This window comes from Burkholderia sp. Ed8 (assembly GCF_040761425.1).
GTDB classification, from domain to species: Bacteria; Pseudomonadota; Gammaproteobacteria; order Burkholderiales; family Burkholderiaceae; genus Burkholderia; species Burkholderia seminalis.
Map to the genome: position 1 here is coordinate 3,492,734 of NZ_CP142886.1, position 24,624 is coordinate 3,517,357.

Consider the following 24,624-nt stretch of genomic DNA (forward strand, 5'->3'; position numbering starts at 1 on the left):
GCCACGCCGGCCCGCGTGTGCGGGCCGGCCCACTCCGCCACCGCCACGTCATGCCGACCGAACAACAGGGCACCGCCCATACGACGATCGACGGCGAGCCGATTCCGACGCTCGACGAAATCGCCGCGCAGCATTTCGCTTTGTCGCCGTGGGTCGCGCGCACGCCCGTGTTCGAGCGCGCCGACCTGCCGTCCCTCGAGGGCACGCACGTCAACTTCAAGTTCGAGCTGCTGCAGGCGAGCGGCAGCTTCAAGGCGCGCGGCGCGTTCACGCACCTGCTCTCGCTGGACGAGGCACGCAAGAACGCGGGCGTCACCTGCGTGTCGGCCGGCAATCACGCGGCGGCCGTCGCGTATGCGGCCATGCGGCTCGGCAGCAGCGCGAAGGTCGTGATGTTCCACACCGCGAGCCCGTCGCGCATCGCGCAATGCAAGCAGTACCGCGCGGAAGTCGTGCTCGCGGGCAGCGCGTCGCAGGCCTTCGATCTCGTGCGACGCATCGAGGCCGAGGAAGGCCGCTTCTTCATTCATCCGTTCAACGGCTATCACACGATCCTCGGCACCGCGACGCTCGGCTACGAATGGGCGACGCAGACGCCCGACCTCGACGCGGTGATCGTGCCGATCGGCGGCGGCGGGCTCGCGGCCGGCATGGCGACCGCGCTGCGGCTCGCGAACCCGCGCGTGCACGTGTACGGCGTCGAGCCGGAAGGCGCCGACGCGATGAGCCGCAGTTTCGCGGCGAATCACACGATCAAGATGAGCGCGATGCAGACCATCGCCGATTCGCTGATGGCGCCGCATACCGAGGAATACAGCTACCAGCTGTGCCGGCGCCACGTCGACCGCATCGTCACCGTGTCCGACGACGCGCTGCGCGCCGCGATGCTGTTCCTGTTCTCGCACCTGAAGCTGTCGGTCGAACCGGCCTGCGCGGCCGCGCTCGCCGCGCTGCTCGGCCCGCTGCGCGAAACGCTGCAGGGCAAGCGCGTCGGCGTGCTGCTGTCGGGCACGAATACCGATCCCGCCACGCTCGGCATGCACCTCGCGCACGCGAAACTGCAGCACTGACCCCACATCGGGCACCGACGAACCACCCTAGGGTTATCCCCAGATTATGTTGACAGCCCTGTTGATAACCCGCCGGACACGCACGCAAGTGGTTGAGCGCGCAGCATTTTGCGCGCGCGAAGGTCGATCGTCACGAAATGGGCAGACACGGACGCTGGTCGCATGCGCGGCGGCGCTCACGCTGCTCGCCGGTTGCGCGACGGCGCCGTCGCCCGTCGCGCAACCGGTGTCCTGCACGCAACCGGGCGAAAGCCGGATGCTGCAGGCCGACCTGCTGTTCGGGCGCGACGTCACGGGGCGCGGTCCCGTCACCGACGCGGAACGCGCGACGTTTCTCGCCGACACGGTGACGCCGCGCTTCCCCGACGGCCTCACCTACTGGGACACGCACGGCCAGTGGCGCGACCGCGCGACCGGCGGCGTCACGCGTGAAGACAGCTTCGTGATCCGTATCATCGCCGACGATACACCCGACACGCGCACACGGCTCGCCGCGATCCGGCTGGCGTACATGCAGCGATTTCACCAGCAATCGGTCGGCGTGACGATCGTGCCGGCCTGCGTATCGTTCTGATTCACCTTCTCCTGCTGCTCACGACTCGCACAAGAAAAACGGGCGCCCGAAGGCGCCCGTCGCATGTCCGAAGCACCGCGTATCGCTTACTTGTTCTCGAACATGTCCATGATCTGCTGCTTCTCCTGCGGCGTGACGGGCGGCGGTGCCAAACCGGCCGCGCCGGCCGAACCGAGCGCGTCGTTCGCGCTGATCGCGTTCTCGGCCGGGTTGATGTCGACGTTCGCGACGAAGCCGTTGCCCGGCGTGCGATCGGCGTAGTACAGCTCGCCGTCGATCGTGGTCAGGCCGTCCGGCATCGGCATCTGCTGCTCGGGCACGCCGTTCAGCGCGGTGCGCATGTAGTTCACCCAGATCGGCAACGCGAGCTGCGCGCCGAATTCGCGGCTGCCGAGGCTCTTCGGCTGGTCGAAACCCATCCATGCGACCGCGACGAGCGACTGCTGGTAGCCGGCGAACCAGCCGTCCTTCGCGTCGTTCGTCGTACCCGTCTTGCCCTGCAGGTCGCTGCGGCCCAGCACGTTGGTGCCTGCCCCCGTGCCGGCCGTCGCGACCGAGTGCAGCAGGCTGTTCATCACGTATGCGTTGCGGCCTTCGATCGTACGCGGCGCCGTGCCGCCCGCGATCACCGGCTGCGACTTCTGCAGCGGCTGGCCGCGCGCGTCGTCGACTTCGGCGATCAGGTACGGATCGACCTTGTAGCCGCCGTTCGCGAATACCGCGTAGCCGGTCGCGAGCTGCAGCGGCGTGACGAGGCCCGCGCCGAGCGCCATCGGCAGGTAAGGCGGCGTCTTCGCCGGATCGAAGCCGAAGCGCTGCGTCACGTACTGCTGCGCATACTGCGTGCCGATCGACGCGAGGATCCGGATCGACACGAGGTTCTTCGAACGCTGCAGGCCGGTGCGCATCGTCATCGGGCCGTCCGGCTGGTCATCGTCCTTCGGCTCCCACGCGGTGCCGCCCGGCACGCTCGGCGGGAAGTACAGCGGTGCGTCGTTGATCATCGTCGCCGGCCCGAGCCCCTTGTCGAGCGACGCCGAGTAGATGAACGGCTTGAACGACGAGCCCGGCTGCCGCCATGCCTGCGTCACGTGGTTGAACTTGCTCTTGTTGAAGTCGAAGCCGCCCACGAGCGAGCGGATCGCGCCGTCCTGCGGCGCAATCGCGACGAGCGCGCCTTCGACCTGCGGCAGTTGCACGACCTGCCAGCCCGTCTTGCCGTCCTTCAGCACGCGCACGACCGAGCCCGGCTTGATGCGCAGCGCGTTGTTCGCGCGCGGGCCGAGCGCGGCCGACACGAAGCGCAGCCCGGCCGGGCCGATCGTGGTGGTCGCGCCGCCGACGAACTGCACCTCGACCGCGTTCGGCGACGCCGACAGCACGACCGCCGATTGCAGGTCGCCGTTGTCCGGATGATCGGCGAGCGCGTCGTCGATCGCCTCGTCGCGGTCGTCGCCGGCCGCGGGCAGGTTGATCGACGCCTCCGGCCCACGGTAGCCGTGGCGGCGCTCGTAGTCGAGAATGCCGCGACGCACGGCCTGGTACGCGGCTTCCTGGTCGGCCGAGTTGATCGTCGTCGTGACGGTCAGCCCGCGCGTATAGGTTTCGTCCTTGTACTGCTGGTACATCATCTGCCGCACCATCTCGGCGACGTATTCGCCGTGCACCGCATACTGGTTGCCCGGCGTGCGCACGTGGATCTCTTCCTTGATCGCTTCGTCGTACTGCGGCTGCGTGATGTAGCCGACCTCGAGCATGCGCTTCAGGATGTACTCCTGGCGCACCTTCGCGCGCTTCGGATTGACGACCGGGTTGTACGCGGACGGCGCCTTCGGCAGCCCCGCGAGCATCGCCGCCTCGGCAAGGGTGATGTCCTTCAGGTCCTTGCCGAAGTACACGCGCGCGGCGGCCGCGAAGCCGTATGCGCGCTGGCCGAGATAGATCTGGTTCATGTACAGCTCGAGGATCTGGTCCTTCGTCAGGGCCTTCTCGATCTTGTACGCGAGCAGCATTTCGTAGATCTTGCGCGTATAGGTCTTCTCGCTCGACAGGAAGAAGTTGCGCGCGACCTGCATCGTGATCGTGCTCGCCCCCTGCCGCGCGCCGCCGTGCATGAGGTCGGCCACGCCCGCCCGCAGGATGCCGACGAAGTCGACGCCGCCGTGTTCGTAGAAACGGTAGTCCTCGATCGCGAGCACGGCCTTCTTCATCACGTCGGGAATGTCCTGGAAGCGCACGAGGCTGCGGCGCTCCTCGCCGAACTCGCCGATCAGCACGTGATCGGCCGTGAACACGCGCAGCGGCACCTTCGGCTGGTAGTTGGTCAGCGCGTCGAGCGACGGCAGCTGCGGCGCCATCACGACCAGCGCATAGCCGACGATCAGCGCGCCGACGATCGCCAGCGTCGCGAACAGGCCCGCGAACCACAGCGCGACGCGCGAGCCGAACGTGCGGCGCCGCCCGCCGCCGCCGCTGCCGCTGCGCTGCTGCGCGCGGCGGTCGTCACGATCGTCGTCATCGGGGTAATAGGCCCCGGACGGCGAACGGCGCAGCGTGTAGTGGGGTTCGTTCCTGTCGGAAGAAGAAGGCGGTCGTTTGATAATTGGCATGTCGGAATGGCGGGCGGTCGTGGCGCCCTCGAACGCATGCGGAAATGCAAGCGGATGAATCAGAGTGGGTGCATCGAGATGCGGCTGTCACGTCGACAGACCCCGCCGCGCGGCGATCCGTTCCCGCGACGTGACAGCGCATTTTAATGAAATCGACCGGGCGCCTTCGCGATTTTTTGTAAAAATTCCCGCAATGCCGTGATTTGCGGAACGTATTGTCGGCCTCCTCGGCCTATGATGGACACGCAATGGGGCGTGTCGCCGGCTTTTTCTTTCAACCGCGAAAGGTTTGGCATCCCGATGCGCACGCCGCTTGAACTCACGCGTTTAAGCCGTATTTAAGTGAACCGGTGGTGTAATATCCGCCGGCTCACGCGGGTCGGAACCGGCCCGCGGCGGGCACGGCCGCGAATGCGCGGCGCCTTTAACCACGGAGGATTTCATGTCGCTTTTCGACTCTATTTCGCGCACGATCAAAGGCCTGCTGAACGATGCGGCCGATTCGGTACAGGATCCGTCGCGCGACGCACGGCAGATCGTGCGGGAGCTCGACGACAGCATCGGCCGCGCCGAGAACTCGCTGATCGAGATCGAGGCACAGGTCGCGACCCAGCGCAGCAAGCGCGATGCGGCCGACGACAAGGTGAAGAAGTACGAGGACGGCGCGAAACGTGCGCTGCAGTCCGGCGACGAAGCGCTCGCCCGCGAGGCCCTCGCCGCGCAGTCGAACGCGGAAGCCGAGCGCGATGCGCTCGCGGCCGAGCTGACGACGCTCGAGCCGTCGGTCGACAAGCTGAAGGGGCAGATCGCCGACATGCGTCAGCGCCGCAACGACCTGAATGCGCGCTCGAACATCCTGCAGGCCAAGCAGGAAATCGCGCAGGCGAAGGACGTCGCGGCCAGCGCGCTGGGCGGCATCGGCGGCAAGAACCTGTCCGAGGATTTCCAGAAGCTCGAGGACAAGGTCGCGCTGCAGAACGCGCGTTCGGACGCACGCCTGAATTCGGCCGACACGTCGAGCGGCAAGGCGCTCGACGACAAGCTCGCCGCGCTGAACAAGGGCCCGTCGGTCGAGGATCGCCTCGCCGCGCTGAAGAAGCAGCTCGACACGCCCGCGCAGTAACGGCAAACGTGCCGCGCCCCGGCCCGGGTGCGCGGCGCGAACCGATCGTCAGGAGACGGGCGCCTGCGCCCGGTTCGACCATGAAGAAATCTCTCGCCGCACTCGGCCTCTCGCTGATGTTGCTGTCGTCCGCCGCGTTCGCGGTCCCGTCGCTGCAGCAGGTCGAGCAATCGATCGCGCAGCGCAACTGGCAACAAGCCGACGCGCAGCTGTCGCAAGTCATCGACGCCCATCCGAACAACGCGCACGCGCGCTACCTGTATGCGCAGGTGCTGGACCGCGAGGGCCGCGCGTCCGACGCGCTCGCGCAGCTGCAGCGCGCGAAATCGCTCGATCCGCAACTGCGCTTCACCGACGCGTCGCGGTTCGCACAGACGGAGTCGCGCATTCGCGCCGACGCCGCGCGCGTGAGCGGCAACGTGCCGTCGGCCACGCAGGCCGGCACGCTGCAGCCGGGGCTCGCCCCGGCCGTCGCGCCGGCCGAAAAACACGGCCCGTCGACCGACATGTGGATCGGCCTCGGGCTGATCGTCGCCGTGATCGCGTTGGTGCTGCGCTGGACGCTGCGGCGCGCACGCACCGCCGACAACGGCCGCGCCGACGACGAACGCCGCACGCAGCTCAAGCGCGCGACCGACGTGCTGAACGACATCCGTCCGCTGAAACTCGACGCGAAGCTGTCGACGGCGCCCGGCGCCGCGGCGCTCACGGGCGAACTCGAAACGATCGAGGCCGACGCGCGCACGCTCGTCGAGACGCTGTCGAACGGCAAGAATCCGGTGCCGCCGTATCGCGTCGATGAACTCGAGCAACGCCATGCGAGCGTGAAGGCCCGCGTCGAAGGCCGGCCCGACCCGGCCGCGCAACCCGCGGCACCGGCGAACGGCAGCGGCTCCGTGTACGCGCAGGAAGCCGATCGCATGACGGGCGCGCAGGGCCAGCCGTATCAGCAGCCCTACCCGCCGCAACAGCCGTATCCGCAACAGCAGCCGCCCGTCGTGATCCAGCAAGGCGGCGGTGGTTTCGGCGGCGGGATGGGCGGGCTGCTGACCGGCGTGCTGCTCGGCGAGGCGATGTCGGGCGGCCGCGAGCGCGTGGTCGAACGCGACGTGATCGTCGACGGCGAGCGCCGCCGGCAGGAAGCCGACCCGGGCTTCGACCTCGGCCGCGGCGACGATTCGAACTGGAGCGACGGCAGCGGTAGCGGCGGCGGCATGGACCTCGGCAGCAACGACGACGGCTGGACCGACGACAACACCTGAGCACCCATGCACCGGGCGCCGGCGCGCATGCCGGCGCTCCGTCACGCACGCCACGCTTCGCTGCACGGCCGGCCGCGCCCACGCGCGGATTTGTCAATCATTTCAAGATGGACTACCGGCAATGGGGAGCGTTCGTTATCATGCGGCCATCGGCGTGCCACCGACCCTCATTCGACGCAAAGCAATCCTGCGCGTCGCGGCACGCCTCCCCTCGCCCCAACCAGGAGAAAGCCGCTCATGAGCATCATCAAGGAATTCAAGGAGTTCGCCGTCAAGGGCAACGTGATGGATCTCGCCGTCGGCGTGATCATCGGCGGCGCATTCTCGAAGATCGTCGACTCGGTCGTGAAAGACCTCATCATGCCGGTCATCGGCGTGCTGACCGGCGGTCTGGATTTCTCGAACAAGTTCGTTCTGCTCGGCACCATCCCCCCGACGTTCAAGGGTAATCCCGATTCGTTCAAGGACCTGCAGGCCGCCGGTGTCGCCGCATTCGGTTACGGCTCGTTCATCACCGTGGCGATCAATTTCGTCATCCTCGCGTTCATCATTTTCCTGATGGTGAAATTCATCAACAAGCTGCGCAAGCCGGAAGAAGCCGCGCCGGCCGCGACGCCGGAAGACACCGTGCTGCTGCGCGAGATCCGCGATTCGCTCAAGCAGCGCTGAGCGCCGAGCGCTCCGCCCGCCAGGCCCGCCGCGTGCGGGCCTTTTTATTGCGCGCGGCGCACCGCCACAAGCGGCCTATCTCACTTTTTTGTGACGGGCGAATGCACGCGCGGGAAAAGCAGGTCTATGATGGAGACTAAACGACAGTACGGGCGCCAAGACGCTGGCTGTGTCGATCATGGCGAGCAGGTCGACGGGAGACATTGATCGTCGTACTGCACGAATGCAGCATTTTCGTGTGCTATAAAGGATCGACATGCGGCGTACATAGCCGGGAGTGGGTCGCATGAAAGTGCCGCATTTCTTGCAATTGTTTTTGAGGCGAGTGTTTATGTCCTTCCCGAAAAAACGTCGGCGTGCGCAACAGGATGGCCAGGAGTCGTTCCTCGCGGTCTTGCGCCACTCGAAACCGTTTGCGCAACTCGACACCAAGATTGCCCGCGCCCGTGCGCAGGACGAACCCGTCCTCTATGCGCACGTGCTGCCCGGTCTCGACGTGCTCCTGTGCAGCGTACGCCGCGCCCAGCCGCCCTATCCGGCGATCGCGGAGCTGCGCAAGCGCTGCATCGAATCGATCGCCAACGCGCTCGAGCAGCCGCTCGACGGCCTCGAAAACGGCGGCTACTGGTACGAGGCGAACGGCTTCGGCTTCCTCGTATTCGCGAGCCGTGCGCGAGCGCGCATCCTGCCCGAGTTTGGTGCAGGCACGAAAGCGAGCCTGCGCGGCGGGCTCGGCCGCCAGAACGCCGGCGACACGACACCCCGCTCGCTCGGCTGATTCGCCAGCCATTCGATGGGCCGCCTCCGGGCGGCCCATCTGTCATTCACGCGCTCCGCTTGCCCGTCACGATGCCTGCCCGCGGCCGTTGCCCGGCCGCACGATGTCGATGAACGCGGCGAAATCCGCGCCCGCGAGCCCCTGCGCGGCACCGAGCCGCAGCACCTGCTGGACGGTGGCCGACACGGGCATCACCGCGCCCGTGTCGCGCGCGGCATCGGCAATCGCATCGACATCCTTCTGGAACGTGCCGAGCGCGCCGATCGGCGGATGACCGCCCGACGTCATGCGCGGCACGAACGTCTGCAGCAGCACCGAGTCGGCCCAGCCGCCGGACAGCGCCTCGGCCAGGCGCGCGGCGTCGATGCCGCTCGCCTGTGCGAGACCGACGGCCTCGGCGATCGCCGTGACCGTCGCGGTGACGATCGCCTGGTTGCACAGCTTCGCCGTCTGGCCCGCGCCCGCGTCGCCCATGTGCGTGACACGCGACGCGTACGAGTCGATCAGCGGCCGCACCGCGTCGAGATCGGCCGCGCGGCCGCCCGCCATCACCGCGAGCGTGCCGGCCTGCGCGCCCGGCACGCCGCCGGACACCGGCGCATCGACCCAGCCGACCCCAAGCGCGGCCGCGCGCGCCGCGTAGTCGCGCGTCGCCGCGGGCGGAATGCTCGAATGATCGACGATGCGCAGCAGGCGGCGCGCCGCCGCGTCACCGGAGAGCAGCCCGTGCTCGCCGAACACGACGTCGCCGACCGCACGGCCGTCGAGCACGCACACGAATACCGTCTCGACACGTTCGGCCAGTTCGCGCGGCGTGCCGGCCACCTGCGCACCGTCCCCGACCAGCGCCTCGGCCTTGTCGCGCGAGCGGTTCCACACGCTGACGCGGTGCCCCGCCGCCAGCAAATGCCGAATCATCGGCGCACCCATCAATCCCGGTCCGCAAAATCCGACTTCCACGATGTTCCTCGTCTCCAATACGGGTTGCACTTGCCGCCCATCATACCTATCACTCAAGAAGCCGGGCACGCGCGGCACCGCTTCGGGACCGCGGCTTGCACCGGCAATACGGACCGATATCCCAGGGAGCGCATCATGAGCGACCACGTGTACAAGATGATCGAGCTGACCGGTTCGTCGCGGCAATCGAGCGACGACGCGATCCGCAACGCGATCTCGAAAGCCGGCAAGACGCTGCACAACCTGCACTGGTTCCAGGTGACCGAAACGCGCGGCCACATCGAAGGCGACCAGGTCGTGCACTGGCAGGTCACGCTGAAGGTCGGCATGCGCATCGACGACTGACGCATCCGTCGCCTCACCCGCCGCGTCGCGATCCGGATCCGCGCAATACAGACCCGCGCGGCGCCGCGCGTCCCGCACTTCACCTCGTTCGGGCCCCTTGTCGCGGCCCGACCGGCGGGTAGCCGCGGGTATCCATCTCTTGACGCTGCTTTTCGTTCATATTAAAAACAATATACCCACCCCATCCCTCGATCAGCCCAGCCATATAAACCGGAGATAACATGAGTCAGCAACGCGAGGCGATCGACACGTACCTCTTGCGCGTCTTGCACACCTTGTTGATGGAGCGCAGCGTCACGCGCGCGGCCGTCAAACTGAACCAGTCGCAACCGGCGATCAGCGCCGCGCTGCGACGCCTGCGCGACATCACCGGCGATCCGCTGCTGGTGCGCGGCAAATCCGGCATGGTGCCGACCGAATACGGGCTGCGCCTGCTCGAGCCCGTGCAGAACGCGTTGCGTGAAATCGAGCGCATCAAGTTCCAGCAGCACAACTTCGACCCGGCCACGTCGATCCGCTGCTACCGGATCGGCTGCCCCGACTACCTGAACGTGCTGTTCGTGCCGACCGTCGTCGAGCGTTTCCGCCTGGCCGCGCCGAACGCGACGCTCGAGTTCCATTCGCTCGGCCCGGCGTTCGACTACGAGCTCGCGCTGGAAGACGGCAAGCTCGACATCGTCGTCGGCAACTGGCCCGAGCCGCCCGAGCAGCTGCACCTGTCGAACCTGTTCGTCGACGAAATCGTCTGCCTGATGAGCAACACGCACCCGTTCGCGAAGCGCGGCGGGCTCACGCTCGACCAGTACCTGAACGCGCCGCATCTGGCGCCGACGCCGTACTCGGTCGGCCAGCGCGGCGCGATCGACGTGCATCTCGCGCGCGAGCGGCTCAAGCGCCACGTGGTCGTCACGCTGCCGTACTTCAACCTCGCGCCGTACGTGCTCGTGAAGTCGGACCTGATCTTCACGACCACGCGCCTGTTCGCCGATCACTATGCGAAGTTCCTGCCGCTGTCGGTCGTGCCGGCGCCGCTCGACTTCCCGCCGATGCAGTACTACCAGCTGTGGCACGAACGCTGCCATTACTCCGACGAAGTGCGCTGGCTGCGCGGCCTCGTCGCCGAAGCTACCCGCACGCTGATCGAGCCGTAACGGCACGCGCGGCCCGCGCCGCCGTCGCGCGCCGCGGCCGCCCAGGGCGCGACGACGGCCGGCGGCACGCCCCGTCGGGCGGCGGCCGCCCGACGTCGGTCCCGCGTCAGCGCGAGGCCTCGACGAGCGCGTGCGCCAGCGCGTTGTGGCGCTCGATGACGGGCGGCAGATCGAGCGTCGCCAACCGCCCTTCCCGTACCACCACCTTCCCGTTCACCACCGTGTAGGCCGTCTGCGACGGCGCGCAGAACACGAGCGCCGCGACCGGATCGTGCAGCGCGCCCGCGAACAGCGGCTGGCGCAGGTCGAACGCGGCGAAGTCCGCGGCCATGCCGGGCTTCAGCGCGCCGATGTCGTCGCGGTTCAGCACCTTCGCCCCGCCGAGCGTCGCGATCTCGAGCGCTTCGCGCGCGGTCATCGCGTCGGGCCCGAACCCGACCCGCTGCAGCAGCAGCGCCTGCCGCACTTCCGCGACCATCTGCGCGCCGTCGTTCGACGCGGAGCCGTCGACGCCGAGGCCGACCGGCACGCCCGCGAGACGCATCTTCTTCACCGGCGCGATGCCCGACGCGAGCCGCATGTTCGAGCACGGACAGTGCGCAACGCCCGTGCCGGTGCGCGCGAACAGGCCGATGCCCGCGTCGTCCAGCTGCACGCAGTGCGCATGCCACACGTCGTGGCCGACCCAGCCCAGATCCTCCGCATATTCGGCCGGCGTCATCCCGAACTTCTCGCGGCTGTAAGCGATGTCGTTGACGTTCTCCGCGAGGTGCGTGTGCAGCGACACACCGTATTCGCGCGCGAGCACGGCCGCATCGCGCATCAGGTCGCGGCTCACGGAGAACGGCGAGCACGGCGCGACCACCACGCGCAGCATCGCGTAGCGGCCTTCGTCGTGATAGGTTTCGATCAGGCGCTGCGTGTCGCGAAGGATGTCGGGCTCGCGCTCGACGACCGAATCGGGCGGCAGCCCGCCGTCGCGCTGCCCGACGCTCATCGCGCCGCGGCTCGCGTGAAAACGCATGCCGATCCGCCGCGCGGCGCCGATGCTGTCGTCGAGCCGGCTGCCGTTCGGGTAGATGTACAGGTGATCGCTCGACGTCGTGCAGCCCGACTGCAGCAGCTCGGCCATCGCGGTCAGCGTCGACACCTCGATCATCTCGGGCGTCAGGTGCGCCCAGATCCGGTACAGGTTCGTGAGCCAGCCGAACAGTTCGGCGTTCTGCGCCGCGGGCACCGCGCGCGTGAGGCTCTGGTACATGTGGTGATGCGTGTTCACGAGCCCCGGGATCACGAGGTGGCCGCGCAGGTCGAGCACTTCGTCGGCCGTGTCGGGCAGCTCGGCGGTCGGGCCGACCGCGACGATCCGGTTGTCCTCGATGTAGAGCCCGGCATCGCGCAGTTCGCGGCGCGTGTCGTCCATGGTCACGAGCACGTCGGCGTGCTTGACCAGCAGGGTGGTCGGGCGGGATGAGGTGGGGTTCGGCGCGCGTGCGCCAGCGTGCTGCTCGAGGTTCATGCGTTCTCCGCGTCGGTCTGCCTCCAGGAGTTGCCTGGCGGCGGTCACACAGCCGTTCGAACGCTGAATCGCGGCACGCCCCGGTGCCTGCGTCCGTTCGAACGCCCTGGCCCGGTTACCCGGCGTGCTCGCCGTCTTCGGGGTACGCGCGGGCCACGGGCCGACGCGCACGGCGGGAGGATCGCCCACGCGCGCGCCGCGCACAATGCGCGAACCGGAATACCGTACCTCAGGGTTTCGATATGGTACGCCGCCCGCGGCGCCGCCCGGCGCCCGAAACCGGGCCGGCAGCCTTGCCCGGCGGGCCGTCGACAGCCGCTCATGCTCGGCGCATTATCTTCGATATCGCGCACGTATTTGCACGGGGAACCTTTTTACAATGCCTGCACGGCGCTCGCTTCAATCTCGCCGACGGGTATGTAGCCACGTGTGACGTGGAGCCTCGATCCGCCGCATAGTCAATGGATCGGGTCGCCGCCGAACCTCGCATTCACACAAGGACACAACGAATGGGAAAGCTCACTACCCACGTACTCGATACGGCGCACGGCCGTCCCGGCGCGGCCATCAAGGTGGACCTCTACGCGCTCGACGGCGAATCGCGCCGCGCGATCAAGACCGTGCTGACCAATAGCGACGGCCGCTGCGACGAACCCCTGCTCGAAGGCGCCGCGCTCGCCACCGGCGAATACGAACTCGTGTTCCATGCCGGCGACTACTTCGCGGCGCTCGGCGTGAAGGTGCCCGAACCCCGCTTCGTCGACCGCGTCGTGCTCCGCTTCGGCATCGCCGACGCCGGCTCGCACTACCACGTGCCGCTGCTCGTGTCGCCGTGGTCGTACAGCACCTATCGCGGCAGCTGACAGACGAATCAGCGCCCGCATCGAACAAACGAATTGAGTCTGGAGGAGTTTCATGGAAGGCTTCATCACCGACTGGCTGAACCTCGCGCTGCGATGGCTGCACGTCATCGTCGCCATTGCGTGGATCGGCGAGTCCTTCTATTTCGTCGCGCTCGACAACAGCCTGAAACCGCCGACCGACGCGAACCAGCGCAAGCGCGGCGTGTTCGGCGAGCTGTGGCACGTGCACGGCGGCGGGTTCTACAACATGCAGAAGTACACGGTGGCCCCGCCGGAAATGCCCGATGACCTGCACTGGTCGAAGTGGCCGTCGTACACCACGTGGCTGTCGGGCTTCTCGCTGTTCTTCGTGCTGTACCTGCTCGCGCCGAACACGTACCTGATCGACAAGAGCGTGCTCGACATGGGCCCGGTGGTCGCCGTCGCCTCCGCGCTCGGCTTCCTCGCGGCCGGCTGGATCGTCTACGACTCGCTGTGCCGCATCCTCGGCACCAACGACCGCGTGCTCGGCATCTGCGTCGGCCTCTACGTCGTCGTCGCCGCGTACCTCGCGTGCCACATCTTCTCGGGCCGTGCCGCCTACCTGATCGTCGGCGCGATGCTCGCGACGATCATGTCGGCGAACGTGTTCTTCGTGATCATCCCCGGCCAGCGCAAGATGGTCGACAAGATGCTCAAGGGCGAGGAACCGAACCCGATCTACGGCAAGCGCGGCAAGCAGCGTTCGGTGCACAACACGTACTTCACGCTGCCGGTCGTGTTCGCGATGCTGTCGAACCACTATGCGATGACGTACACGAACAAGTTCAACTGGGTCGTGCTCGTGCTGATCATGCTGGCCGGCGCGCTGATCCGCCAGTTCTTCGTGATGCGCCACCGCGGCAAGCAGTTGTGGTACCTGCCGATCGGCGGCGTCGCGCTGCTGTCGGGCGCGCTGGTGTGGACGATGCCGAAGCCGGTCGCACCGGAAGCGCAGGCCGCGAACGCGCCGAAGATCGCAATCAACGACATCATGCCGATCCTGCAGCAGCGCTGCGTCGAGTGCCACTCGTCGAAGCCGACGCTGATGGGCAGCGCTCCCGCAGGCGTGATGTTCGACACGCCGGACGAAGTGTCGAAGAACGCGCAGCGTATCTACGAACAGGCCGTGCGCCTGAAGGCGATGCCGATCGGCAACGTCACGCACATGACCGACGACGAGCGGACCAAGCTCGCCGCCTGGTTCGAGGGTGGCGCGGTCAAGTAAGCCGCCGTGCGCCGGTCGCCGGCGCGATCCTCTCCGTTCGCGGGCCCGGTGACGGGCCCGTTTTTTCATGCGCCGCGTGCGCCGCATGCACTTCGGGCACTAGCCGCGCATCGCGTCGCGCTGCAGGGCAACGAGCGCATCGCGCGCGCGCGGGCCGTCGTCGACCGGTACGAAGATGTGATCGTGGCATGCGGCGGCCATCACGTTGCAGCTGATGCCGGCCGCGCCGAGCGCCCGCGCGAAGGCGGCCGTGAGACCGACGGCCGCGAGATCGGAATGGACGGTGAGCGTGATCCATGCGGCGCGGAACAGCACGGGCCAGCCGCGACGTGCTGCCGTTGCCTCTTCGACCACGACCGTCAGCCCTTCCGCTTCGCGGAACGTCGCGATGACTTCGGATAACGATACGTCCGCACCGGTCGGCAGCGACACGAAGGCGAACGCGCCCGGATGCAGTTCGGGTTGCATCGTCCGTAGCAGGACCCTGAGGTCGTTTTCAGGTTGGCTCATCGAAGGGGCACGTCCGGCGCCGGACGTCGTGCGGTGGTAATGCGGGCACGATAGCACGCACGACGACGCGCTACGCGTGCGCCATCGCCGCTTCGTCCGCGAGCCAGTCGCGCAACGCGACGATGCGCGGATCGTCCTGCGTGTGCGCCGGATACACGACGTGATACGCGAGCCCCGGCGCCACCTCGACGTTCACGTCGAACAGCCGGACGAGGCGCCCGTCCGCGAGATCGCGCGCAATCATGTGCGGCTCCGCCAGGCCGATCGTCGTACCGTCGATCACGGCCTGCACGACGTGACTCGAATCCGGAAACGCAACGCACCGGCTGTCGTCGAAACCGTCGACGCCGGCGGCGGCCATCCACGCCGACCAGCGCGGCCAGGTCACGCCGTCGACTTCGCAGTCGGCGTGGCAAAGCGTGTGGCGCAGCAGGTCGCGCGGCTTGCGCAACGCGGGGCCGGCCGACACCAGCGCGGGGCTGCAGACCGCGACGACCGATGTGCCGAACAGGCGCTGCACGCACGCGTCGCGATAACGCCCGGTGCCGAAGCGGATCGCGACATCCACGTCGTCGCCGTCGAAATCGCGCAGCCGGTCGGTGATGTCGAACGTCAGTTCGAGCGCCGGATGCGCGGCCTTGAAGCGCGGCAGGCGCGGCAGCAGCCAGTGCGTCGCGAAGCGCGCGCCGACCGACACGCGCAGCTCCGTCCGCTCGCGCGCGATGCGCCGTGCCCGCGCGGTCGCGTGCCGCAGGCCCGCCAGCGCATCGGCGGCGGCCGCAACCAGCACCGCGCCGGCCGGCGTCAGCCGGATGCTGCGGCTCGTCCGGACGAACAGTTCGATGCCGAGCTGCGCCTCGATTTCCTTGATCTGGTGACTGACGGCGGCCGGCGTCAGCCCGACCTCGTCGGCCGCCCGCGAAAAATTCAGGTGCCGCGCCGCCGCCTCGAACGTCCTCAGCGCGCGCGTGCCAGGCCACATGCGTTCCATCGATCTTCAAACAGAATTTGACGACCGTTCCAAAACTACTCGTTTTTCACGACACCATCAATCGGCAAACAATAGGTTTTCTTGAAGATGCCGCGCCGCCCCGCGCCCGCGGCCAACCTGGAGATTCGCCGATGACCGCTGCACCGTTCCCGTCCGTCGCCCACATCAACGGCGTGGCCGCCACGCCCGATGCGCTTGCCGCGCTGGCTTTCGCGGGCCACGCACATTTCACCGCGATGCAGGTTCGCGACGGCCGCGTACGCGGCCTCGACCTGCACCTTGCACGGCTGCGCGATGCATCGAACGCGCTGTTCGGGCATGCGCTGCCCGATGCACGGATTCGCGCGTTCCTGCGCGCCGCGCTCGATCGTGCGCCGTCGGCGCTGTCGCTGAGCGCGACCGTCCATGCGACGACCGGCGAATTCGCCGCGCCGCGCGACGACGAAGCGCTCGACGTGCTGATCCGCACCGCCGCGCCGTCGTCGGGGCCGGCCGGCCCGCTCGATCTCGCGCTGTTCGAACACGAGCGCGTGCTGCCGGACATCAAGCACGTCGGCGAAGTCGCGAAAACGCACTTCCTGCGCCGTGCGGCGGCGCAAGGGTTCGACGACGCGGCCTTCATCGATCGTCGTGGACGCATCAGCGAAGGCTCGATCTGGAACATCGCGTTCTGGACCGGCGACGCGCTCGTGTGGCCAGTGGCCGGCATGCTCGGCGGTGTCACGATGGGCATCCTGCGGCGGCAGCTGGCACGTCTGGGCATCGCGCAGCACGACCGTGAAGTGACGCCGGCCGACCTGCCGTCGATGGCCGGCGCCGTCGTGATGAATTCGTGGACGCCGGGCGTCGCCGTGCGCCGGTTCGGCACGGCGACGCTGCCCGATTCGCCGTCGCTGGCCGCGCGACTGCATCGCGCGTATGAACAGGAGCCGCCCGTCGCGCCGTGATACGCACGCGCCATGCTCACGCATCGGCCGACTCCGGCAGCCGTGCGATCGCCTTGATCTCGAACTGGAAACCGTACAGCCAGGTCACGCCGACGGCGGTCAGCGCCGGATGCGGCGCATCGCCCCAGTATTCGGGGACGATCGTCCAGATCCGTTCGAACGTCTCCTCGGGATCGACGAGGAACACCGTCACGTCGACGACGTCGTCGAACGTGCAGCCAGCCGCGCGCAGCACCGCATTCAGGTTGTCGAACGCGCGGCGGACCTGCGCGCCCAGCTCCGGCTCGGGCGAACCGTCGTCGCGGCTGCCGACCTGCCCGGACACGAACAGGAAGCCGTTCGCGCGCACCGCCGGCGAATAGCGATTGCGGTCATACAGCGCCCGGCGACCGGGCGGAAAAACTACGCTACGCTTTGCCATTCAACCCCTCCATCGGTCGGTGGGGCGTCGCCGCCCCGGTCTCAACGATGAAGGCACTTTAAGGACCGTTGCACGGCGGATAAACCGGCAACCTTGTCCAACACTGTTTGCGCGCGCCAAACAATGTCCGGGCGCCGCGGAGTCCTGACCCGATGGATCGATTCGACGCAATGCAGGCGTTCGCCCGCGTGGTGGAGGCCGGCAGCTTCACGAAGGCAGCCGACACGCTGCACATGAGCCGCACCACCGTCACGCAACTGGTGCAGCAACTCGAGGCGCGGCTGCGCGTGAAGCTGTTCCACCGCACGACCCGCAAGGTCGTCGTCACGGCCGACGGTGCCGCGTACTACGAGCGCGTCGTGCGGCTGCTGGCCGACATGAACGATGCCGAAACGAGCCTGTCCGCCGCGTCGGCGTCGCCGACGGGGCGGCTGCGCGTGGACGTGCCGACCCCGCTCGCGCGCCTGATCCTGATCCCCGCGCTGCCCGCGTTCCACGCGCGCTATCCGGACATCCAGCTCGACATGGGCGTGAGCGACCGCGTGGTCGACGTGATCGGCGAGAACGTCGACTGCGTCGTGCGCGGCGGCGAGCCGGCCGACCGCTCGCTGATCGCGCGCCGCATCGGCGACCTGCGGCTCGGCGTATACGCATCGCCCGCTTACCTCGCGCGCGCCGGCACACCGACGCACCCGGGCGAACTCGAAGGCACGCATCACCGCATCGTCGGCTTTCTGTGGGCGCGCACCGGCAAGGCACTGCCGTTTGCGATGGCGCGCGACGGCGAGCAGATCACCGTACGCGGCCGCTACGTGCTCGCCGTCGACGACGGCAATGCGTACCTCGAAGCCGGCCTCGCCGGGCTCGGCATCCTGTGGCTGCCCGACTACATGGCCGCCGCGTATCGCACGCGGGGCGAACTCGTACCGCTGTTCGAGCCATGGCAACTCGAACCGATGCCGATGTACGTCGCATTCCCGCCGAACCGCCACGTCAGCGCAAAGCTGCGCGTGTTCGTCGACTGGGTCGCCGATCTGATGGCCGAGCATGCGCCGGTCGCGAACCGTCGTCGCGGCGGCGGTTCGCGCGACGCGCGCAAGGCCGTGTTGACCTGAGTCGCGACAAAGCGAGCGCACATAAAAAAACCCGCGCATCTTGCGCGGGTTTCGGCGGGCAGGCAACGGAAGCGTCGACGACTCAGGCGGTCAGCGCATGCAGCGCCTCGTCGGTGAGCCAAAGCGATTCCTGCAGATCCTGCTCGTTCAGGTTCAGGCCGTCACCGCCGCGATCGACGACGATGAAATCGCTGACGCCGCCGAGCGCGATCAGCGGATGATGCCACACGCCCTTCGCGTAGTTGACGCCCTGCCAGCCGCTCGTCACGAACGCACGGATCTTCGCCGGATCGAGATCGCCCGCGGGCGCGACGACGACGAGATACGGCTGGTCGTTCAGCGGCACGAACGCCTGGCTGCCGAGCGGGTGCCGCTCCAGCATCTTCACTTCGAACGGCAGCGTGCGCGGCTGGCCGCGAAACAGGTTGACGAGCGTGCGGCCGCCCTCGTCCGTCACGTCGACTTTCGCGAGATCGTGAAAGCGGATCGTCGTGCCGAGGTTGATCGGGATCTGCTTCGCCCCGTCCGTTTCGATCACGTCGCCGAACGGCGCGAAGGCTTCCCTGGTCAGCGGTTCGATAACGAGCGTCTTCATTTGTCGAGCGTTCCCCACAGGCGCAGGCGCGACACGCCGCCGTCCGGAATGATGTTCAGTCGCACGTGCGTGACGGGGCCAAGCGACGCGATGTCCTGTTCGAAATAGTGCTGCTTGTCCATCTGCAGTTTCTGTTCGCCGAGCAGCACCGGCCAGAACATCGACTGCGTGATCAGCGAGCTGTCCGTGCCGCCCGACACGTACGCGGCCTGGATCGAGCAGCGGTCCGGGAAGTTGCCCTTGAAGAACGCGGTATCGACTTCGATCTTGCGGATCACGCCCGGCTGCGCGAGCGCGATGATCGCCCAGTCGTTGCCCGGCTCGCGGCGGCGGCGGGTTTCCCAGCCGTCGCCCATGTTCACGCCGCGGCCCGGCAGCAGCAGGTTCGACGCGACGCCGAAGTGCTGGTTGTTCGCGGCCACGACGTAACCGCCGTTTTCCATCGCCGCGAGGTCGAACTGCTCGGTCGCGCTCGCGCCGGCCCAGTCGAGCTGCGGCTGGCCGTACACGCGCAGGCGCGCGATGCCGCCGTCCGGGTAGATGTTCACGCGCAGGTGCGTGAACGCGCGTGCGTCGCTCGCTTCGACGTAGTGATGGCTGTTGCCCTGCAGCGTCGTCGACGGCACGATCTCGACCCACTCGGTCGCATGCGTCGGCGCGCCGTCGGCCACGAACGCGGCCTCGATCGACGCGGCCGGCGGGAAGTTGCCGGTGAAGTGGCTCGTGTCGATGTCGAAGCCCTTGATCACGCCCGGGCGCGCGAGCTTGACGATGCACCAGTCGTACCCCGTCGTGCGCTTGCGGCGCGTTTCCCAACCGTCCATCCACTTGCCGTGGTCGTCGTACTTGCCGGGGATGAAGACGGCCGGCTCGGGGTTCAGCATCCGGTCCTTCGGCGCGAAGAAATCGTCGCTGGCCTCGAGCGCCTGCGCACCGAGACGCGGGTCGGCAAGATTCACGTAGCGCCGCGTGAATTCGGGTGCGTTGGGATCGAGAAGCGGAACAGCCATGATGTTTCCTTGTTTCAGTGATTGCGATCCGGCCGCCGCGACACAGCGGGCCGTGCGCGGTGTCAGGCGTCGATCAGGTCGTCGAGGCGAAAGCGCGCGATCCGGTAGATCTGGTCGAGGCTCGCACGCAGTTCCTCGGTGCGCGAATGATTCACGCGCGACTCGAAGTTCGCGATGATGCCGTGGCGGTCATAACCGCGCACCGCGAGGATGAACGGGAAGCCGAACTTCTCGCGATACGTGCGGTTCAGCGTCAGCAGCTTGTCGAATTCTTCCTGCGTGCACTGGTCGAGGCCCGCGCCGCTCTGCTCGCGCGTCGACTCGGCCGTCAGCTCGCCGCGCACGGCGGCCTTGCCGGCCAATTCCGGGTGAGCGTTGATCAGCGCGAGCTGGCGCGCTTCGCCGCCCGTTTCCACCGCGTCCGCCATCGTCTTGTGCAGCGCGTCGATGCTCGCGAACGGCCGCTCGCCCGCGGCGACCTCGGCCACCCACGGCGAATGTTCGAAGATCCCCGACAGCGCCGCGACAAATGCGCTCGGCGCCATCGTGTTCAGTTGTTCCAACGTGTAGCGCATCGCCTTCATGCTTTCCCTTCGTCTTGATGATTGGGCTGATACGGATGATGTTCACGCCAGTGACGCGCGATATCGACACGGCGCGTCACCCAAACGCGATCGTGCTTCTCGAGGTGATCGAGGAAACGCTGCAGCCCGCGGAACCGGCCCGGCCGGCCGAGCAGCCGGCAATGCATGCCGATCGACAGCATCTTCGGCGCCTCGTCGCCCTCCGCGTACAGCACGTCGAATGCGTCGCGCAGGTAGTCGAAGAAGTGATCGCCGGTGTTGAAACCCTGCGGCGTCGCGAAGCGCATGTCGTTCGTGTCGAGCGTGTACGGCACGATCAGTTGCGGCGACGTGCCGCCGCCCGACACCTTGACGTCCATCCAGAACGGCAAGTCGTCGCCGTAGTTGTCGGAGTCGTACAGGAAGCCGCCGTATTCCGCGACCAGGCGGTGCGTATTGGGGCTGTCGCGGCCGGTATACCAGCCGAGCGGACGCTCGCCCGTCACGCGCTCGATCGCTTCCATCCCGAGGCGCATGTGCTCCGCTTCGAGTTCCGGCGTCATGCTCTGGTAGTGGATCCAGCGCCAGCCGTGGCACGCGATTTCATGGCCGAGCTCGACGAAGGCGCGCGCGAGCTCCGGATGACGCTCGATCGCCATGCCGACGCCGAAGACCGTCAGCGGCATCCCGCGCCTCTCGAATTCGCGCAGGATGCGCCACACGCCGGCCCGCGAACCGTATTCGTAGATCGACTCCATGCTCATGTGGCGGTCCGGATACGCGGCCGCGCCGACGATTTCGGACAGGAACTGCTCGGAGCCCGGATCGCCGTGCAGCACGCAGTTCTCGCCGCCCTCCTCGTAGTTCAGCACGAATTGCACGGCGACGCGGGCGCGCCCCGGCCAGTTCGCCTGAACGGGATGGCGGCCGTAGCCGATCAGGTCGCGAGGATAGTTGGGATCGAGTGACATGGGTTCGAAGTACGGCGAAAGCGGGCTGAAATAATGGGTTCGCATCGACCGCGCGGCGCCGGAAGCCGGCCGCACGAGCCGATGCGATGACGGCCCAGTGTAGCGAAAACGTTCATACGCGCCCATACAGCGACGCAGATAGTGCGTGTCAGACGGTGTGTATGTGCGGTTGCGGCAAATTCGGGACCGGCTCCGCCGCCTCCCCGTCCGGCGGGCTGAAGCGGGCGAATGCGCCGTCGTAGCGTTTCGCCAGCGGCCGCGCGTAATCGCCGCGTTTCGCGGTCGCGAGGCGCAGCGCGACGAGCGCCTCGGCCCACTTGACGGCCGCCGTGACGCCTTCGACCACCGGCGCGCCGATCTGCTGCTCGATCTCGTGCGCGAACTCGGCCATCCCCGCGCAGCCGAGCACGATCGCGTCGGCGCCGTCCTCGTCGAGCGCGCGCCGGCATTCGTCGACGATGATCCGGCGCGCGGCCGAGCCCGGCCGGTCGAGTTCGAGCACCGCGACGTCGGTCGCGCGCACGTTGCGGCAGAAGCGCTTCATCCCGTAGCGCTCCGCGAGGTGCCACGCCATCCCGCAGGTGCGCGCGAGCGTCGTGACGACCGAGAAGCCCGGCGCGAGCACGCTCGCCGCATGCATCGCGGCCTCGGCGATGCCGATCACCGGCCCGCGCGCGAGTTCGCGCGCCGCGTACAGGCCCGGGTCGCCGAAGCACGCGATCACATAGGCGTCGCAGCCGTCGCGCTCGCCCTGCGCGATCTCGGCGAGCAGCCCCGGCGTCGCGAGCGCCTCGTCGTAATAACCTTCGATCGACGGCGGCCCCATCGGCGGGCTCACCGCGACGATCTCCGTGCCCGCGGCCGCGACCTCGCGGGCGCAGCGCCCCATCGCGTCGGTCATCCGCTGCGTCGTATTCGGATTGATCAGTCGGATCTTCATCGCACGCTCCTCACGCCTTCGCGCTCACGAGCAGCCGGTAGAACACGAAGCCGAGCCCCGCGCCGATGAACCAGGAAAAATTCGCGGCGGCCTGCCAGCCCGGCACCATCACGCAGACGACCGCGATCACGGCCGCCGGCAGCAGCGCGGCGAGCGCGCGGCGGTTCACGCCGCCCGTGTACCAGTAGCTGCCGCTCTCCGACATCGTGTACAGGTCGTCGCGCACGAGCCGGCCGCGCTTGACGAGATAGAAGTCGGCGATCAGCACGCCGTACAGCGGGCCGATGAACGCGCCGAGCACGTCGAGCGTGTAGTGGATCACGGCCGGGTTGTTGAACAGGTTCCACGGCGTGATGAAGATCGACGCGACGGCCGCGAGCATCCCGCCCGCACGCCAGCTGATCAGCCGCGGCGCCACGTTCGAGAAGTCGAACGCGGGCGACACGAAGTTCGCGACGATGTTGATGCCGATCGTCGCGATCGTGAACGTCAGCGCGCCGAGGATCACCGCGGTCGGATGGTCGATGCGGCCGACCGTCTCGACCGGGTCGGTGATCAGTTCGCCGAACACCGGCAAGGTCGCCGCCGTCGTGATCACCGTGACGAGCGAGAACGCGAGGAAGTTGACCGGCAGCCCCCAGAAATTGCCGCGCTTCACGTCGCCGAACGAGCGGCAGTAGCGCGAGAAGTCGCCGAAGTTCAGCATCGGCCCGGAGAAGTACGACACGACCAGCGACACCGCCGTGATCATCACCGGGATCACTTCCGCGCCGTGATACTTGACGCCGCCGAGGTTGATGCCGATGTTGCGCCAGCCCGCGCGCCACACCATGTAGCCGGCGAGGATGAACATCACGACGTAGACCGCCGGGCCGGCGAAGTCGATGAACTTCTTGATCGTCTCCATCCCGTTCCAGAACACGAACGCCTGAAGCACCCACAGCAGCATGAAGCCGGCCCAGCCGACCGCCGACAGCCCGAGGAAGCCGTAGCGATGGACGTCCGCGTACGGCAGCCATTGCGGGAAGAACTTCAGCACGACGATCACGAGCGCGCTCGACGCGAGATAGGTCTGGATGCCGTACCACGCGATCGCGATCAGCCCGCGGATCACCGCCGGCACGTTCGCGCCGAGCACGCCGAAGGTCGCGCGGCACGCGACCGGATACGGCACGCCGATCTGCTGGCTCGGCCGCGCGATCAGGTTGCACAGCGCGTTCACGAGGCCGATGCCGACGATCAGCGCGATCAGCACCTGCCAGCTCGTCAGCCCGAGCGCGAACAGGCTGCCCGCGAACACGTAGCCGCCGACGCTGTGCACGTCCGACATCCAGAACGCGAAGATGTTGTACGCACCCCACGTCTGATTCTTCAGGGGTGCCAAATCTTCGTTATACAGACGTTCGCTGTAACCATCCGGCAGCGTCGGATCGCCGCCCTCGCCGCCTTCTTTCGCCGGAAAGGCGCTCTCGTGCGCCACACTGAACTGAGCCATGACTTCTCCTTGACGCGGCCGGGCGGCCGCTCCACCGTCATCGATATCGCTCCGGATCGTCGCCCGGAGTCGGACCAGCGGCCCGCGGCAAATACCGCGGGCCTGCATTTCGCTCGTTCTGTGGCGCGCGGCCGGGTTCGCGTCGCCGCTCAGGCGCCGCCGAACACTTCGCACAAATCGACCTGCCCTTGCGCGGGCCGGTCCAGCATCTTCAGTTCGACATGCTGCAGGTGGCGCGCCATCAGCGTCACCGCCTGCTTCGGGTCTCCCGCCTCCAGCGCGGCGAGGATCTCGTCGTGGTCGTCGCACGAGCACGGGCTGCGCCCGTGCGATTCGTACAGCGCCGACATCAGCGTCGAGCGTGCGACGAGCCCTTCGAGGCACGCGCTGAGCGTCGCATTGCCCATCAGCGTGGCGAGCGCCGTGTGGAATTCGCCCGACAGCCGGATCCACGCCGCGAAGTCATGCCGCTCGAACGCCTTGCGTTCCTTGTCGATCAGCGCGGCGACGCCCTTCAGCCGCTTCGCACCGGGCCCGGTTGCCAGCCGCTCGACCACCGCCAGCTCGATGATCCGGCGCATCTCGAACACCTCGTGCACGTCCTGTAGCGTCGGGCTCGCGACGAACGCGCCACGGTTCGGCTCGAGATCGACCAGCTTGTCGGTCGCGAGCTGCGCGAGCGCCTGGCGGATCGTCCCGCGCTTCACGCCGAACACGTCGCAGAGCTGCGCCTCCGTCAGCTTCGCGCCGGGCGCGAGCCGATGCTCGAGGATCGCGGTGCGGATCCGCTCGGCGATCGCTTCGGGACCGGCTGCGCCGGACGGCTGGGAATCGGGCTCGTTCATGATCTGCATCGTGTGATGGTCCTCATCCTAGGGCGGACATAAAGATTGTCAA

Annotated in this window: 25 protein-coding genes; 12 read left to right on the plus strand and 13 right to left on the minus strand. The window is 67.8% G+C overall.

From position 1 onward, the window contains the following. Window positions 1-50: 50 nt before the first annotated feature. Both VXM69_RS30030 and VXM69_RS30035 read left to right on the plus strand, forming a co-directional pair. A complete protein-coding gene (locus tag VXM69_RS30030) occupies window positions 51-1,070 on the plus strand; it encodes a threonine/serine dehydratase (RefSeq protein WP_034188787.1) in 1,020 nt (339 codons plus the stop codon). A gap of 46 nt (window positions 1,071-1,116) precedes the next feature. After that, complete coding sequence (locus VXM69_RS30035; protein ID WP_124608931.1) at window positions 1,117-1,644, plus strand: DUF3574 domain-containing protein; 528 nt, start codon at window positions 1,117-1,119, stop codon at window positions 1,642-1,644. An 86-nt stretch (window positions 1,645-1,730) separates the two neighbouring features. On the opposite strand, the gene VXM69_RS30040 is transcribed toward VXM69_RS30035, so the two are convergent. Next, window positions 1,731-4,253 carry a penicillin-binding protein 1A gene (locus VXM69_RS30040; protein WP_367189693.1) on the minus strand — a complete coding sequence of 841 codons (2,523 nt, stop codon included), beginning with the start codon at window positions 4,251-4,253 and terminating at the stop codon, window positions 1,731-1,733. 442 nt (window positions 4,254-4,695) lie between these two features. Here VXM69_RS30040 and VXM69_RS30045 point away from each other — a divergent pair, with 442 nt between their 5' ends. The 4 genes from VXM69_RS30045 to VXM69_RS30060 all read left to right on the plus strand — a co-directional run bounded on the left by VXM69_RS30045 (window position 4,696) and on the right by VXM69_RS30060 (window position 8,085). Beyond that, window positions 4,696-5,376: a PspA/IM30 family protein gene (locus tag VXM69_RS30045; RefSeq protein WP_034188789.1), complete on the plus strand. Its 681-nt coding sequence runs from the start codon at window positions 4,696-4,698 to the stop codon at window positions 5,374-5,376. An 80-nt stretch (window positions 5,377-5,456) separates the two neighbouring features. Further along, entirely contained in the window at window positions 5,457-6,638 is a 1,182-nt protein-coding gene (locus tag VXM69_RS30050) for a tetratricopeptide repeat protein (RefSeq protein ID WP_367189694.1), read from the plus strand. 237 nt (window positions 6,639-6,875) lie between these two features. Further along, a complete protein-coding gene (mscL, locus tag VXM69_RS30055; RefSeq protein ID WP_006487991.1) occupies window positions 6,876-7,307 on the plus strand; it encodes a large conductance mechanosensitive channel protein MscL in 432 nt (143 codons plus the stop codon). A gap of 331 nt (window positions 7,308-7,638) precedes the next feature. Beyond that, the gene (locus VXM69_RS30060) at window positions 7,639-8,085 is read left to right on the plus strand and encodes a hypothetical protein (protein WP_367190228.1); all 447 of its coding nucleotides are present in this window, start codon (window positions 7,639-7,641) and stop codon (window positions 8,083-8,085) included. A gap of 66 nt (window positions 8,086-8,151) precedes the next feature. Here the strand turns inward: VXM69_RS30060 and VXM69_RS30065 are convergent, their stop codons facing one another. Beyond that, window positions 8,152-9,045 (minus strand): NAD(P)-dependent oxidoreductase, encoded by an 894-nt coding sequence (locus VXM69_RS30065; RefSeq protein ID WP_069706300.1) that lies wholly within the window; start codon window positions 9,043-9,045, stop codon window positions 8,152-8,154. 135 nt (window positions 9,046-9,180) lie between these two features. Here VXM69_RS30065 and VXM69_RS30070 point away from each other — a divergent pair, with 135 nt between their 5' ends. Together VXM69_RS30070 and VXM69_RS30075 are read left to right on the plus strand one after the other, a co-directional pair. Continuing rightward, the gene (locus tag VXM69_RS30070) at window positions 9,181-9,390 is read left to right on the plus strand and encodes a dodecin (protein ID WP_006493215.1); all 210 of its coding nucleotides are present in this window, start codon (window positions 9,181-9,183) and stop codon (window positions 9,388-9,390) included. 221 nt (window positions 9,391-9,611) lie between these two features. Continuing rightward, window positions 9,612-10,541 (plus strand): LysR substrate-binding domain-containing protein, encoded by a 930-nt coding sequence (locus tag VXM69_RS30075; protein WP_034188792.1) that lies wholly within the window; start codon window positions 9,612-9,614, stop codon window positions 10,539-10,541. Between the two features lie 106 nt (window positions 10,542-10,647). Here the strand turns inward: VXM69_RS30075 and VXM69_RS30080 are convergent, their stop codons facing one another. Beyond that, a complete protein-coding gene (locus VXM69_RS30080) occupies window positions 10,648-12,060 on the minus strand; it encodes an 8-oxoguanine deaminase (RefSeq protein WP_049030961.1) in 1,413 nt (470 codons plus the stop codon). A gap of 509 nt (window positions 12,061-12,569) precedes the next feature. Here VXM69_RS30080 and uraH point away from each other — a divergent pair. Together uraH and VXM69_RS30090 are read left to right on the plus strand one after the other, a co-directional pair. After that, window positions 12,570-12,923, plus strand: a complete 354-nt coding sequence (gene uraH, locus VXM69_RS30085) for a hydroxyisourate hydrolase (RefSeq protein WP_034188794.1) — start codon at window positions 12,570-12,572, stop codon at window positions 12,921-12,923. 52 nt (window positions 12,924-12,975) lie between these two features. Then, window positions 12,976-14,169 carry a urate hydroxylase PuuD gene (locus VXM69_RS30090; protein ID WP_034188795.1) on the plus strand — a complete coding sequence of 398 codons (1,194 nt, stop codon included), beginning with the start codon at window positions 12,976-12,978 and terminating at the stop codon, window positions 14,167-14,169. 99 nt (window positions 14,170-14,268) lie between these two features. Here the strand turns inward: VXM69_RS30090 and VXM69_RS30095 are convergent, their stop codons facing one another. Together VXM69_RS30095 and VXM69_RS30100 are read right to left on the minus strand one after the other, a co-directional pair. Beyond that, on the minus strand, window positions 14,269-14,679 hold the full coding sequence (locus VXM69_RS30095) for an ACT domain-containing protein (protein WP_034188796.1): 411 nt from the start codon (window positions 14,677-14,679) through the stop codon (window positions 14,269-14,271). A 70-nt stretch (window positions 14,680-14,749) separates the two neighbouring features. Next, entirely contained in the window at window positions 14,750-15,670 is a 921-nt protein-coding gene (locus VXM69_RS30100) for a LysR substrate-binding domain-containing protein (protein WP_069706302.1), read from the minus strand. A 131-nt stretch (window positions 15,671-15,801) separates the two neighbouring features. On the opposite strand from VXM69_RS30100, the gene VXM69_RS30105 reads away from it, so the two are divergent. Next, window positions 15,802-16,617, plus strand: coding sequence for an aminotransferase class IV family protein (locus tag VXM69_RS30105; RefSeq protein WP_367189695.1), 816 nt, complete (start codon window positions 15,802-15,804; stop codon window positions 16,615-16,617). Between the two features lie 16 nt (window positions 16,618-16,633). Here the strand turns inward: VXM69_RS30105 and VXM69_RS30110 are convergent, their stop codons facing one another. Next, window positions 16,634-17,038 (minus strand): RidA family protein, encoded by a 405-nt coding sequence (locus tag VXM69_RS30110; protein ID WP_124669719.1) that lies wholly within the window; start codon window positions 17,036-17,038, stop codon window positions 16,634-16,636. 152 nt (window positions 17,039-17,190) lie between these two features. Between VXM69_RS30110 and VXM69_RS30115 the strand changes: the two genes are divergently transcribed. Next, window positions 17,191-18,153 carry a LysR family transcriptional regulator gene (locus VXM69_RS30115; RefSeq protein ID WP_049032051.1) on the plus strand — a complete coding sequence of 321 codons (963 nt, stop codon included), beginning with the start codon at window positions 17,191-17,193 and terminating at the stop codon, window positions 18,151-18,153. Window positions 18,154-18,235: 82 nt separating this feature from the next. On the opposite strand, the gene VXM69_RS30120 is transcribed toward VXM69_RS30115, so the two are convergent. The 7 genes from VXM69_RS30120 to VXM69_RS30150 all read right to left on the minus strand — a co-directional run bounded on the left by VXM69_RS30120 (window position 18,236) and on the right by VXM69_RS30150 (window position 24,581). Further along, window positions 18,236-18,748 carry an ureidoglycolate lyase gene (locus tag VXM69_RS30120; protein ID WP_034188801.1) on the minus strand — a complete coding sequence of 171 codons (513 nt, stop codon included), beginning with the start codon at window positions 18,746-18,748 and terminating at the stop codon, window positions 18,236-18,238. Continuing rightward, complete coding sequence (gene alc, locus VXM69_RS30125; RefSeq protein ID WP_059561796.1) at window positions 18,745-19,758, minus strand: allantoicase; 1,014 nt, start codon at window positions 19,756-19,758, stop codon at window positions 18,745-18,747. The genes VXM69_RS30120 and alc overlap by 4 nt, the downstream gene beginning before the upstream one ends. A gap of 62 nt (window positions 19,759-19,820) precedes the next feature. After that, the gene (gene uraD, locus VXM69_RS30130) at window positions 19,821-20,342 is read right to left on the minus strand and encodes a 2-oxo-4-hydroxy-4-carboxy-5-ureidoimidazoline decarboxylase (protein WP_034188803.1); all 522 of its coding nucleotides are present in this window, start codon (window positions 20,340-20,342) and stop codon (window positions 19,821-19,823) included. Beyond that, window positions 20,339-21,292, minus strand: a complete 954-nt coding sequence (gene puuE, locus VXM69_RS30135) for an allantoinase PuuE (RefSeq protein ID WP_049032803.1) — start codon at window positions 21,290-21,292, stop codon at window positions 20,339-20,341. The genes uraD and puuE overlap by 4 nt, the downstream gene beginning before the upstream one ends. A gap of 148 nt (window positions 21,293-21,440) precedes the next feature. Continuing rightward, a complete protein-coding gene (locus VXM69_RS30140) occupies window positions 21,441-22,232 on the minus strand; it encodes an aspartate/glutamate racemase family protein (RefSeq protein ID WP_034188805.1) in 792 nt (263 codons plus the stop codon). Between the two features lie 10 nt (window positions 22,233-22,242). Further along, on the minus strand, window positions 22,243-23,727 hold the full coding sequence (locus tag VXM69_RS30145; protein ID WP_034188806.1) for an NCS1 family nucleobase:cation symporter-1: 1,485 nt from the start codon (window positions 23,725-23,727) through the stop codon (window positions 22,243-22,245). 149 nt (window positions 23,728-23,876) lie between these two features. After that, window positions 23,877-24,581 carry a GntR family transcriptional regulator gene (locus VXM69_RS30150; protein ID WP_367189696.1) on the minus strand — a complete coding sequence of 235 codons (705 nt, stop codon included), beginning with the start codon at window positions 24,579-24,581 and terminating at the stop codon, window positions 23,877-23,879. Window positions 24,582-24,624 lie beyond the last annotated feature (43 nt).

Coding starts and splice junctions, on each gene's coding strand:
- puuE (WP_049032803.1), bottom strand. CDS start 21,292: ATGTCACTCGATCCCAACTATCCTCGCGACCTGATCGGCTACGGCCGC.
- VXM69_RS30150 (WP_367189696.1), bottom strand. CDS start 24,581: ATGCAGATCATGAACGAGCCCGATTCCCAGCCGTCCGGCGCAGCCGGT.
- mscL (WP_006487991.1), top strand. CDS start 6,876: ATGAGCATCATCAAGGAATTCAAGGAGTTCGCCGTCAAGGGCAACGTG.
- VXM69_RS30105 (WP_367189695.1), top strand. CDS start 15,802: ATGACCGCTGCACCGTTCCCGTCCGTCGCCCACATCAACGGCGTGGCC.
- VXM69_RS30140 (WP_034188805.1), bottom strand. CDS start 22,232: ATGAAGATCCGACTGATCAATCCGAATACGACGCAGCGGATGACCGAC.
- uraH (WP_034188794.1), top strand. CDS start 12,570: ATGGGAAAGCTCACTACCCACGTACTCGATACGGCGCACGGCCGTCCC.
- VXM69_RS30060 (WP_367190228.1), top strand. CDS start 7,639: ATGTCCTTCCCGAAAAAACGTCGGCGTGCGCAACAGGATGGCCAGGAG.
- VXM69_RS30110 (WP_124669719.1), bottom strand. CDS start 17,038: ATGGCAAAGCGTAGCGTAGTTTTTCCGCCCGGTCGCCGGGCGCTGTAT.
- VXM69_RS30040 (WP_367189693.1), bottom strand. CDS start 4,253: ATGCCAATTATCAAACGACCGCCTTCTTCTTCCGACAGGAACGAACCC.
- VXM69_RS30075 (WP_034188792.1), top strand. CDS start 9,612: ATGAGTCAGCAACGCGAGGCGATCGACACGTACCTCTTGCGCGTCTTG.
- VXM69_RS30070 (WP_006493215.1), top strand. CDS start 9,181: ATGAGCGACCACGTGTACAAGATGATCGAGCTGACCGGTTCGTCGCGG.
- VXM69_RS30080 (WP_049030961.1), bottom strand. CDS start 12,060: ATGAACCTCGAGCAGCACGCTGGCGCACGCGCGCCGAACCCCACCTCA.
- VXM69_RS30035 (WP_124608931.1), top strand. CDS start 1,117: ATGTTGACAGCCCTGTTGATAACCCGCCGGACACGCACGCAAGTGGTT.
- VXM69_RS30120 (WP_034188801.1), bottom strand. CDS start 18,748: ATGAAGACGCTCGTTATCGAACCGCTGACCAGGGAAGCCTTCGCGCCG.
- VXM69_RS30145 (WP_034188806.1), bottom strand. CDS start 23,727: ATGGCTCAGTTCAGTGTGGCGCACGAGAGCGCCTTTCCGGCGAAAGAA.
- alc (WP_059561796.1), bottom strand. CDS start 19,758: ATGGCTGTTCCGCTTCTCGATCCCAACGCACCCGAATTCACGCGGCGC.
- VXM69_RS30095 (WP_034188796.1), bottom strand. CDS start 14,679: ATGAGCCAACCTGAAAACGACCTCAGGGTCCTGCTACGGACGATGCAA.
- uraD (WP_034188803.1), bottom strand. CDS start 20,342: ATGAAGGCGATGCGCTACACGTTGGAACAACTGAACACGATGGCGCCG.
- VXM69_RS30045 (WP_034188789.1), top strand. CDS start 4,696: ATGTCGCTTTTCGACTCTATTTCGCGCACGATCAAAGGCCTGCTGAAC.
- VXM69_RS30090 (WP_034188795.1), top strand. CDS start 12,976: ATGGAAGGCTTCATCACCGACTGGCTGAACCTCGCGCTGCGATGGCTG.
- VXM69_RS30030 (WP_034188787.1), top strand. CDS start 51: ATGCCGACCGAACAACAGGGCACCGCCCATACGACGATCGACGGCGAG.
- VXM69_RS30050 (WP_367189694.1), top strand. CDS start 5,457: ATGAAGAAATCTCTCGCCGCACTCGGCCTCTCGCTGATGTTGCTGTCG.
- VXM69_RS30115 (WP_049032051.1), top strand. CDS start 17,191: ATGGATCGATTCGACGCAATGCAGGCGTTCGCCCGCGTGGTGGAGGCC.
- VXM69_RS30100 (WP_069706302.1), bottom strand. CDS start 15,670: ATGGAACGCATGTGGCCTGGCACGCGCGCGCTGAGGACGTTCGAGGCG.